The organism is Serratia sp. H1w (assembly GCF_000633355.1).
Taxonomy (GTDB): domain Bacteria; phylum Pseudomonadota; class Gammaproteobacteria; order Enterobacterales; family Enterobacteriaceae; genus Chania.
In genome coordinates this window covers 1-10,672 of record NZ_AYMQ01000029.1, presented here as the reverse complement: position 1 = coordinate 10,672, position 10,672 = coordinate 1, and the positions used below count along the sequence as shown (strand labels likewise).

The following is a 10,672-nucleotide window of genomic DNA, read 5'->3' as shown; positions in this document are numbered from 1 at the left end:
AGTTTTACATCGGTAGCGACACAAATCGGTTCCCGACCATTTCCTTCCGCTCTTGCCGTCGGGAGGCAACGCCAATTATTTAGGGTATATATCTATATGCCAATCACGACCTTCCCAGCCACGGCCATCAAACTTACGCGTAAATTGCAGGGTTTTTCCGGCTAATGCGCTGGCAGCTAATGTGACGCCATAAAGCCCTAAGCCGATGGGCTGACTGTTTTTTTCTTGAATCTCCTGCCAATTGTTATAACCATAATGCAATACAAATGGCTCTTGTGCTTCAATCCACAACTCATGAGTAGACGGTACGGAGGTGCAGGGTTGGCTATCACGCCAATGACGTGCTCGCGCCACCGGAGACTGCGCGCCATAACGCCCACTGACTGATTTTAACTGCTCAATAGGGATACCCGTTTTTTGCACATAAACGAGTTTAATAAGCTCTGCATGGGCCCAAATTAATGGCATCGCGCTACCACTAGCTTTTCCTGTCAGCAGCCTCCGTTCTGGGATGCTTTCCTTATCCCAAATTTGCTCAGGTAACATACCGCCGGTACTGGCGGAGGCTAACATCGCATTCAAATAAGGCGTGACATCTTGTTTGCAAGCCGCAGCATAATGACCGCGCTCACCACTTAATAGCGGCCACAAACGCCCTATACCACTACCATCAAACGCACGCCCATCCTCATGTTCACCATAGCCATCTTCATTATAACGATAATAATATGGGCCAGCAGGTAATTGCGCACACAGCAACTGATCAACCAGTTTCGTCGTATCTTCAATTCGCTTATCCGTGGCTTTACGTAAGCCTAAACGAACTAAGTACAGATACTCCATGCCTAATAGGGCGCGTGTATTGATGGTTTCGTTGTTGCGGTTACGCAACATCACGTCACCAAAACGCGCAGAATGACTACTGGGGTTTAAACGAACATAGTGCCCTGCGATCTCTGATTCACGATCAAGTTTGGTATTTTTTACATAAACCCATGACTCAAGGCGCTCATTCCAATCATCCGCCAAATCCAGCGCATATTGTTTATCCCCCTCTTCGAGGAAACCCGCTTTTGCCCCCGCAACCAATGCCGCAATGGAAACCGACAAGGTAAACGGGTTGATCCCCGTATTCTCTTCCCAACGATCCTGTGGGCTGGCAGGGCCATATTGCGCAATAAATGCCAATGCCTTGCGTGCCATCCGAATAGCCGCCGTTTGCATTTCACCCAGTAGCCCTTGTTCATGCAGCTTCGCGGCAAAAAGTACGGGTAATGCCACTTCGTCTAGCTGAATGCCTTGCCAATAAGGTTGACCGTTGACGAAGTTGTTTTGCATCCAATGGCCATCGGGTTGCTGAATAGCTATCAAGTAGGCCATCAGTACACGCACTTCTGCAATGAGGCCACAAGCCAGCATGGCAAAACCGACTTCAACAGAATCGCGAGGCCATACTAGGTGATAACCCCCTACATCTTTATGCGTATCCCCCCATGGGGTACTTAAACTTGCCACTAATGAACCTGGAAAAGTACGTCCTTCGTGAGTTTTGATCACGGCAATCGAGGTACGAACCGCATCAGATAATTTTTTAGGTAATTTATCCAAACCAGGAAAATTGACCGTTTCATTCCAGGCTGCCCATAAATAAGCATACTGACGTCGTGCTTCTTGATAGCCTGCAGTGATTGAACTGCCCGCCAGCGTTGCCGCCCCTTGCGCGTTGCCTGAAAATGCTAGCGCTAATACACCTGAATTATGATTGAGCTCACCCATCATCGCGAGGTTGCCTGGCCCGGCTTGCTGATATTCCCAGCTCATACAGCCATTCCGGCTAAAGTCTTGCCATCCATCAGAGCTGCCTACGTAACCGACGCTCGCACGGGCAAAGCCGTTTTCTGCCGCTAATATCAGATAACGCCCTTTTTTATGCGCGGTTAAGCCTTGCGGAGAGACGGAACCGTAATTATCATCACCATCACCACCGATATGTGGTGCTAACAGTGGATATAACCTTAGTCCTTCACCTTCAAGGTGATAGCGAATCAGCAGCACATCACGTGCTGGGTCAGTGATAACTTCTAATTCAAGGCGATAGCGTTCATGGTGATGAACGATTTTAGGGATCGGCAAAGAGGATGACGGTGTGGTCAGTTCATACTGGCCGACCCGTTTCACTTCCGACCAAAAGTCATCCCCGGCGATGATAAACCCTAAGTCACGAATATGAGGTGTGCTGCAAGAAGGCCAATAGACTTCATTTAAGATGCCATACCCGACAGTAAACCATACGCGGCCTTGCCCTATCGCAGTTCCTACCATGTCTTTTGCACTGCTGGTCCAGGTTGCCGTGCTACCCGGGCCACTAGGCGCCTGTTGTTCACTCATTTGCTGTTTTCCTGTTCAAAAAGAGAACGCCATTGGTGCCCCGGGCGCATAACTCTTGATTGTGTATCAGGCCCCTGAGTGCCCGCTTTATACAGATCAGGCATGCCCTGTTGCCAAGCTTTTAGTACCGGATCAATGATCCGCCATGCCCATTCCACTTCATCAAAACGCAAAAAGTGAGCCCTCTCACCATTCAACGCATCAATCAGCAACTGCTCATAGGCCGATACTTCATATTGACCGTGCTGAGTATAAGGCGCACTCAGTGTGATCCCATGCGTATTCAAGTTCATACCGGGCAATTTTGCCGTCATGTGCATGTCCATCCCCATGGTGGGTGACAACCTGAATACTAGCCAGTTATTATCGACTTCAACGCCACCCGGGAGCGCCCCTGCAGGTGCTTTAAACTGCACGGCAATTTCAGCGTAGTTATTCGCTAAGCGCTTGCCACTGCGTAGATAGAATGGCACGCCATTCCAACGCCAGTTATCAATCTCAATCCGCAATGCAGCGAATGTTTCGGTATTGGTATCAACTGGGATCCCTGGCTCATTACAATAATCTGTTGCCGTTTCGCCATTAACTTGCCCTGCACAATATTGTCCACGCACCGCCCAATCATTTGCATCCATATAATCAGTTGGGCAAATCGATTTCAGCACTTCAACTTTATGATCGCGGAGAATTTCACAATCCCAACGGCCTAATGGCTCAATCGCCGCCAGTGTTAGCAGTTGCATTAAATGGTTCTGCAGCATATCGCGCATAGCTCCCGAGTGGTCGTAATAAACCGCACGGTTTTCAACCCCCAGCGTTTCCGCATAAGTAATTTGCACTTGTTCGATATTTTCCGCATTCCAGACCGGTGCTAACAAACGGTTAGCAAACCGGAAAATCATCAGATTTTGTGTTGCCTCTTTACCTAAGAAATGGTCAATGCGGAAAACCTGCGACTCGTCCCAATAAGCGTGAATTTGCTCACGCAATACTTTTGCAGAAGCTAAATCTGTTCCAAATGGCTTTTCAATGATAATACGTCGCCAGTCGTCACCATCGTCTTTGGACAACCCTGCTTCACCAATCGCTTGCGCGGCTTGTCCAAACAAGGTTGGTGGCAACGCGAGGTAAAATAGAGCCGATGGTGTCAATTTATCTTCAAGCGCTCGTAATGCTTCAGCTTCGAGTGAACCACTGACAAAATATAAATGCTCACTGAAAGCTTTCCATTCTAAATCATTGAAGTCATTAATAAAATCAGTAAGCGCATCATGAATATGCTTTAAAAAAGTATCACGTTCCCATTTATCAATCGAATAGCCAATAATATTCAATTCAGGGATCAAACCAAGTCGATGCAAACGAAATAATGATGGCATCAATAAACGTTTGGTCAGATCCCCACTAGCCCCTAAGATCACTAAAGAAAGGCGGCTCATTTAGCCCCCCCTTGATCCGCTGATTTTTCTTTATGGCCGCCAAATGCATGGCGCATGGCGGATTGAATACGATCAGCAAACAGGCCATTATCGCGAGAAGCAAAACGTGAATAGAGCGCGCTGGTCAGTACTGGCGCGGGCACACCCAGATCGATTGCCGCAGTCGATGTCCAACGGCCTTCACCAGAATCAGAGACACGGCCTGCATAGTTTTCAAGATCAGGCGATTGATGCATCTCTTGGGCGATCAGATCAAGTAACCATGATCCGACCACGCTACCACGACGCCATAGCTCACTGATCTCACCCACCGGTAACTTGTATTGATAATATTCGGGGTGTTCAAGCGGTGCAGTTTCTGCATCGGCGGCAACTGGGTTTAGCCCTTGATCCGCATTTTTAAGAATGTTCAAGCCTTCGGCATAAGCCGCCATCAAGCCATATTCAATGCCATTGTGAACCATTTTAACAAAGTGGCCTGCGCCACTAGGGCCGCAATATAAGTAACCCTGTTCGGCTGGAGAAGGTTCACCCGTGTTACCTTCCGTGCGCGGGGCAGCATCCACACCCGGCGCTAATGCACGAAAAACGGGCTCTAAATATTGATAATGTTCTTTCGGCCCACCAATCATTTGGCAATAACCGCGCTCTTCACCCCATACGCCACCACTTACACCAACATCCATATAGTGTAACCCTTGCGCTTTTAATGCATTGGCACGGCGAATGTCTTCAGTAAAGTGAGAATTACCCCCATCAATGAGCGTATCACCTTCCTCTAATAATGGTTTGAGCTGTGCAATAACGCTGTCAACGACGGCAGCAGGCAGCATCATCCAAATATGCCTTGGTGCTTGTATATTTTTCACCATTTCCTCAAGGGATCTGTTAAAAATGACGCTGTCAGGCAATTGCTGACGAATAGCCGCATTTTGGTCATACACTACACATGAAATGCTTGCTTGCTGGATACGACGTACCATTGCGGCGCCCATTCTGCCAAGCCCAATAAAACCCAGTTGAAGCTGATTTACAGATGATTGACTCATAGGTTATTCCCCCAAATTCTGATCCCACCAATAAAGGCTTTGTCATTATCTCCACGCCGGACATGCTCAGACAATTCAGTAAATTGATGCACATTACCGCCACCAATCACAATATAGTCCGGCATTAATGCTTCATAAAAATAGTCTACAATCGTCAATACGCTTTGCCGCCACACATCATCGCCAACCGATTCACGGTAATGCTCACTCACATAGTATTCATAATCGTGTTCAAGGTATGGTAAATGCGAGATCTCCATTGGCTGTAATTGCTGGTTAACTATCAATGCACTCCCCAACCCCGTTCCGAGTCCCAAAAACAGCATGCTGCCACCTTCATAGCTACCAACGGCTTGCATGGCTGCATCATTAATCAGACGAGTAGGGCATGAAAAGGCATTGACTAAATCGAAATCAACCCAACCACGCCCTAAATTAACAGGCTCGCTAAGGATACGATTGCCTGAAATAGGTGATGGGAAGCCAATGCTTACGCCATCAAATGACGATGGATCAACATATTGATTAATATTGTAAATAAACTGCTCTGGCGTCATTGCATGCCCAGAAACAAATTCAATCGCAGGTGTATTAGCTGCGGTATAGAGCTTAACGTGAGTCCCCCCCACATCAACCACTAAGATCCGCCCCTTGGCAGGAGTATCCGAAAGGGTAATAACGCAAGATTTTTGATGCTTTACAGGCATAGACAAAATTCCTCCAGTTTACCAGCTTTGTAGTGGTCAACTAGTACTGGCCACCGCATTAGACTGTAAGTAATATAGCCGTTCCGATTCGTTTGGCGTTAGGCCGCCGTTGTATCCGTGAGTGTAGTGGATCACAAAATCAGGACACCTTCGTAGCCTCTTTCCATTGTTTTTCGTACTCGCAGGGGGATAACCCTCCGTTATACTTATGTGGTCTAATCTGGTTGTACCAGTTTCGTAACCAGCTCTGAATATCCTGTGAGGCATGATGCAGATCTTTATACGCTGTGCTCGGTATCCATTCACTTTTCAGACTTCGGAACACCCTTTCCATCGGTGAGTTATCCAGGCAGTTTCCTCGGCGACTCATGCTTTGCATTACCCCACTTCGCCATAATAACTGTCTGTATTGTTTGCTTTTATACTGACAGCCCTGGTCTGAATGAAAGTAAGCGTCATTAAATCCCCACGTTGCTCTACCGCGGGGTTTAAGGCAGGGTGATCTTCCAGGGCAGCAGCGAGTCCCAGTCGATTTCATCATCCGGTGATTTCAGTGCCGTCAGCAGCGCATGCAGATAATCGTACTGGTTCAACCCATTGATTCGCGCGCTTTCCACCAGACTGTACAACAGCGCACTGGCGTGTGCACCGTGAGCGTCACTGGTACCGCACCTACCGTTTAACGGGATGAGATATCATGCTCTTGTCTTTGGCATTCACCGAAGATCAGAGGCAATATGGCAAAGAAGAACCATCGGACTCCCGACGAATGGCGTCAGCTCTTTGAGGCACAGCAACGTTCCGGGCTTAATCTGTAGCTGGACGTTTACCAACTACCCTGACATGGGGGATTTCATCACAGACCTCGCTCACGGACCCAGGCACGCACTTCTTGATTAGGGCGCAATTCTCGGGTATGGGCTGCGACGATCCGTTCGCCATCAGCCAGACCGGAAACGATCTGGATACCATTGGCGGTTAATTGCCCGATTTTAACCCGTCGGGGTTCTACAAATAATATCCCCCCCTTATCTTTAACTACCCACACGTGTGACTGATTATAAGGTGTATTGCCTCGGTCAAATACTGCCTCTGCGGGTACCACAATATTGCTAGCCTGCGTGACGTTAGCTAGGTTGCCGAGGTTTATTTTTACACTACCGCTCATGCCGGAAAGCAAGGGGAAACCCTGCGGGCGTTCCATGGTTAATGTCATCTGATAGGTTAATGAGTTCGTCGTAGTATCAGTTGTGTGTTCCTTATAACGAGCCGAAAAGTAACGATTTGGAAGGTTATTCAACTGAACCATTGGCTGATAGTGTATGTTATTGCTGTCAATGATACGAAAAAGATTTTCGGGGATACTGAAGAGCACATCCAGAGAATCCAGAGAATTTAAAACGGCTATTGATTGTCCCATTTGAACAACTTGATAATTACGGACGGTGACCTCGGCGATAATGCCGCTAAAAGGCGCACGTATTTGCATATCGCGCAGTGCTTCCTGAGCTAATTTCAACTCGGCCAGAGCAGAGTCACGAGCCGCACGCTGTATGTCCAGTTCTGCACGTGAAATGACCTTGTTGGCATTTAAAGTGGCATAGCGATTGAACTGGGTCTGTGCCAGCTTAAAACGAGCATCGCGGTCACTCAATCGCAACCGGGCATCATTGCTGTTAAGTTCTGCGATCAGTTGTCCCTGTTCAACCTGTTCACCCTCTGAGACCAGAAGCTGTTGTAACTGCCCTGAACGTTTAAAAGCTAAAGGAGTTCTATCGCTAGCAATTATTCGGGCTGGGAAGGTCCGCACACCGAGTTGAACACTATTTCTAACATCAAATATACGGACGAACGGTACTCTCTCGATATGTTCAGAGGGCGCTCTGTCACAAGCAGAAAGGAAAAATATTATAATGGTTACGATAACAATACGTTCTACATTCACTTTATCATCTCTGCGGGGCAAGTTTAAAGGATGTCGGAGCAGATACCTGCATCGCTATTGAGGTTCTTTACCTACCGATATTATCATCAATGCGTTTTAACATATAAGGGAAGAACGGGTTTGATGCGAGACGCATCAGTGAGTCCAACCCTACAACCAGCACGGCTCGTTCACCGCGTGCGGCAAATGTCCCTAGACTGATCCCGTATTGATTACGTGGTTCTGGGTAGCGACCATACAATGAATCACTCATCGGGAATGGCAATGCAACATGTGACAACGAGAAAATATCCGGTGGATAGACAATGCCGAGTGGTTCCGTTGTTTCTGCTGTTTGCCCCGCAGTCGTAGTACGTGCCAATGTATCTGTGGTTTCAGGGGAGACATTGGTGACTATTGTGGCTTTATAACTTCTTGGTGGGAGGGGCAGCAAACGGGATAAGGCAGTATAGGATGACGTTCTCAGTAATGGCCCGAAACTGACGGCTTGATTCAAATCGAACAAAACCACTTCACTGCCGTTTGCCGGCAAATGGTTATATAGCGCGGTAATCACCGAACGCGTACTGACGGTCGAGTCCAGGACTGACTGGAACGTCAGTATGGGGGGTAATCCATCCATTTTTTTATTTTTTGCATCACGGATTATCTGTTTTTGTAATTCTTGCGTTAGCAGGAAAGACTGACGGGCGGCATTGACTGGAAACGAATTGTATTTAAATGGATTAAACTCGGGGACAATACCTAACCATGCAGCCTTGGCAAAGGCAGGAAATAAAGCCGGCCAGCCAGCAACCCCAGCAAATCGGGCAAACCGGGTGACGCCAATCATCGGCGAAATGAGTACTACCCTTTGAGGTTGTGCCAGCGTGGAATCCTCAAGGGAATCCAGCGTATATTTCATAGCCAATGCTCCCCCGTTGGAAAAACCGACCATATGCAAAGGAAGATCATTACCACTGATGTATTTGGCCTCACGTACCGCCAAACGGGTTGCAGCCAGCCAATCCTCCCAGTTCACGTCAGTCAATGCCCCAGGAACGGTACCGTGTGCCGGTAAGCGAATACCGACAACTACATAGCCAAACTGGCGATAATTATCTGCGATATGACGCAAACTGTAAGGTGTATCAGTTAAACCATGCAGCAAGACTACAGCCCCTTTCGGTTTTCCTGGCGGCACCATCACGTAAGAGCGATTCCAGTCAGTCGGGAACTTTTCAGGGTAAATAGGACTCCCGAAATAGTAACGGTTCAACGGGGTTTTTACGCTGCTATCCAACTTGTCGGTCACATTAATCCGGACCTCTTTAAAAAGGGCGTCCTCAGCGCTCAGGTAGGTTGCCCAATCAGCTTTATCTATCGCGTCCGCACGCATTTCATGCGGCACGAAGGTATGCCAAAGTTGGAGGTCTGGGCCTCGCTGTATGAAATAGACACGTCCGGCAAGCGCCCCGCCCCCCAAGATTACCAGATACAACACGATACGCTTCATCCATTTGATAACCATATACATATATTCACTCTTTTTCATCTTGTCACGACGGAGACTGAACGCTCGGCAACCATGTCCACATGCGTCACTGAGCAGGAGCGAGGAAGACTCCCTTGCCCAACCCATCCTCTCTTTCTGAAACGGGATGCGCAGCGAGAATGTTTTTAAAAATATTCTCCTCGATTATAGCAATATTATATCTCATGTGTTTGCTCCGTCCTTGTTGGTGGTTGGGAACAAAATCATGGCAATACCACGCTCGCAATAATAGGTGTGGTTCCAACGACGCTTACTGATCGACAACCCGCCAGATGACGCTGTCGGCGAGCCCGTCGCCATCGATGACGCCTTCGTTCCCGTTGTGCTCGAACGGTAGCACGCCTGCGGCGTGAGCTCGTCTGCTGCGCAGCCGAAGTCCTTTCCACCCTCATCGCCGTATTTTATACTGTCCTTCATGTACATACCGCGACCTGCAAAGCTCCTGTTCCAGCACGATGATGGCTGGGAACGCTTCCTTGAGAAGAATGGCCATCAGCTCACCGACTGGACCAAACTCTCCGTCGAGCACATGCTTGCCTGCGGAACCCCATTTACCTAAAGGAATTCGACCTTGCCGCCGTCCAGATGGTACATGCTGCCGACAATCTTGATTTTTCCGTCCTCTTCCAGTTTTTTCAGCACCGGGCTGTTTTTGCGGATATCGTCAATGGTCATGGTGACGTTGGTTTTGGCCACGGCATCAACAAACTTGTCGTTGTTACCGTTGCGTTCTCCTGTAAATTCGGTCTTGTCGATAGCCGGTTTGATCTTGTTGAGCAGCCCGGTCAGGTTGCCTAGTTCGACATTCTCGATAGCTCCCTTTACCGCACCGCAGGCGGTATGCCCCATCACCAGCACCACTTTGGCCCCGGCAGCGACACAGGCAAACTCCATGCTGCCCAAAATATCGTCATTCTGAATATTACCGGCCACGCGGGCGTTAAAGGTTTCACCGATGCCGACGTCCAGCAGGATCTCCGCCGGGGCACGTGAGTCAATGCAGCTTAAAATCACCGCGGCCGGGAACTGCCCCTGTGCGCTGGCCTGCTTTTGGGCGACATAATCATGCTGCTGCATTTTGCCTTCACGAAAGCGTATATTGCCGTGTTTAAAGCTTTCGATGATCTCATCCGGCGTCATTTTATCGCGTTGTTCTTTGGTCATCGCGGCGGCAAAGGCCACCGATGGGGTCGTGAAACCGGCAATGCCGGTCACAGCTAATACTGAAAGAGCTGCGGTACGCTTTAATAGGACACGACGTGGTGGTTCTTGGGCGGGCTGCTTACTCATGGTTATTATTCCTTGTGCTATTGGGGGGACAAAACGTCGCACAGGTTCGCTGAGTAAACATCGGGAGCCTGTTGATGACGTGAGTTGGATTTCGTCTGGCAATGTATAAGCAATTTAAGTGTATACACCGCCCTTCTTTTCGCCTGGTTATTTTGTGCGGGCTATTCTCTGGATAACGGAAAAATCTGAGGTTCCGGCGTAGAACCCCCAGTTGCGTCGCCTGGCATTACAAAACCCCGGACAGACGCTTCATCGACAACCTGCTGCGCCACAATCGCGAGAACCAGGAGCTCCCGTTATGAACGGTAGCACGCCTGCGG

Annotated in this window: 8 protein-coding genes and 2 pseudogenes; all 10 read right to left on the bottom strand. The window is 48.7% G+C overall.

The features are described 5' to 3' along the window. Positions 1 to 75: 75 nt before the first annotated feature. The gene (locus U869_RS0104710; protein ID WP_025121480.1) at positions 76 to 2,388 is read right to left on the bottom strand and encodes a glycoside hydrolase family 15 protein; all 2,313 of its coding nucleotides are present in this window, start codon (positions 2,386 to 2,388) and stop codon (positions 76 to 78) included. Next, positions 2,385 to 3,827, bottom strand: coding sequence for a glucose-6-phosphate dehydrogenase (zwf, locus tag U869_RS0104705; protein ID WP_025121481.1), 1,443 nt, complete (start codon positions 3,825 to 3,827; stop codon positions 2,385 to 2,387). The genes U869_RS0104710 and zwf overlap by 4 nt, the downstream gene beginning before the upstream one ends. Beyond that, on the bottom strand, positions 3,824 to 4,876 hold the full coding sequence (gnd, locus tag U869_RS0104700) for a phosphogluconate dehydrogenase (NAD(+)-dependent, decarboxylating) (protein ID WP_025121482.1): 1,053 nt from the start codon (positions 4,874 to 4,876) through the stop codon (positions 3,824 to 3,826). Before gnd ends, zwf begins: the two co-directional genes overlap by 4 nt. After that, positions 4,873 to 5,583, bottom strand: a complete 711-nt coding sequence (locus U869_RS0104695; RefSeq protein WP_025121483.1) for an ROK family protein — start codon at positions 5,581 to 5,583, stop codon at positions 4,873 to 4,875. Before U869_RS0104695 ends, gnd begins: the two co-directional genes overlap by 4 nt. Positions 5,584 to 5,722: 139 nt before the next feature. Then, positions 5,723 to 6,034 (bottom strand): annotated as a pseudogene (locus tag U869_RS32120) (integrase core domain-containing protein); the annotation flags it as partial. A gap of 37 nt (positions 6,035 to 6,071) precedes the next feature. Continuing rightward, positions 6,072 to 6,239: pseudogene (locus U869_RS32495) on the bottom strand (transposase domain-containing protein); the annotation flags it as partial. A 200-nt stretch (positions 6,240 to 6,439) separates the two neighbouring features. Beyond that, positions 6,440 to 7,528 (bottom strand): efflux RND transporter periplasmic adaptor subunit, encoded by a 1,089-nt coding sequence (locus U869_RS0104685; RefSeq protein ID WP_025121484.1) that lies wholly within the window; start codon positions 7,526 to 7,528, stop codon positions 6,440 to 6,442. A gap of 67 nt (positions 7,529 to 7,595) precedes the next feature. Further along, the gene (locus tag U869_RS0104680) at positions 7,596 to 9,038 is read right to left on the bottom strand and encodes an alpha/beta hydrolase (protein ID WP_369795070.1); all 1,443 of its coding nucleotides are present in this window, start codon (positions 9,036 to 9,038) and stop codon (positions 7,596 to 7,598) included. Positions 9,039 to 9,224: 186 nt separating this feature from the next. Then, positions 9,225 to 9,485, bottom strand: a complete 261-nt coding sequence (locus U869_RS0104670) for a hypothetical protein (RefSeq protein WP_025121486.1) — start codon at positions 9,483 to 9,485, stop codon at positions 9,225 to 9,227. A 132-nt stretch (positions 9,486 to 9,617) separates the two neighbouring features. After that, the gene (locus U869_RS0104665) at positions 9,618 to 10,352 is read right to left on the bottom strand and encodes a carbonic anhydrase (protein ID WP_025121487.1); all 735 of its coding nucleotides are present in this window, start codon (positions 10,350 to 10,352) and stop codon (positions 9,618 to 9,620) included. Between the last annotated feature and the right edge of the window lie 320 nt (positions 10,353 to 10,672).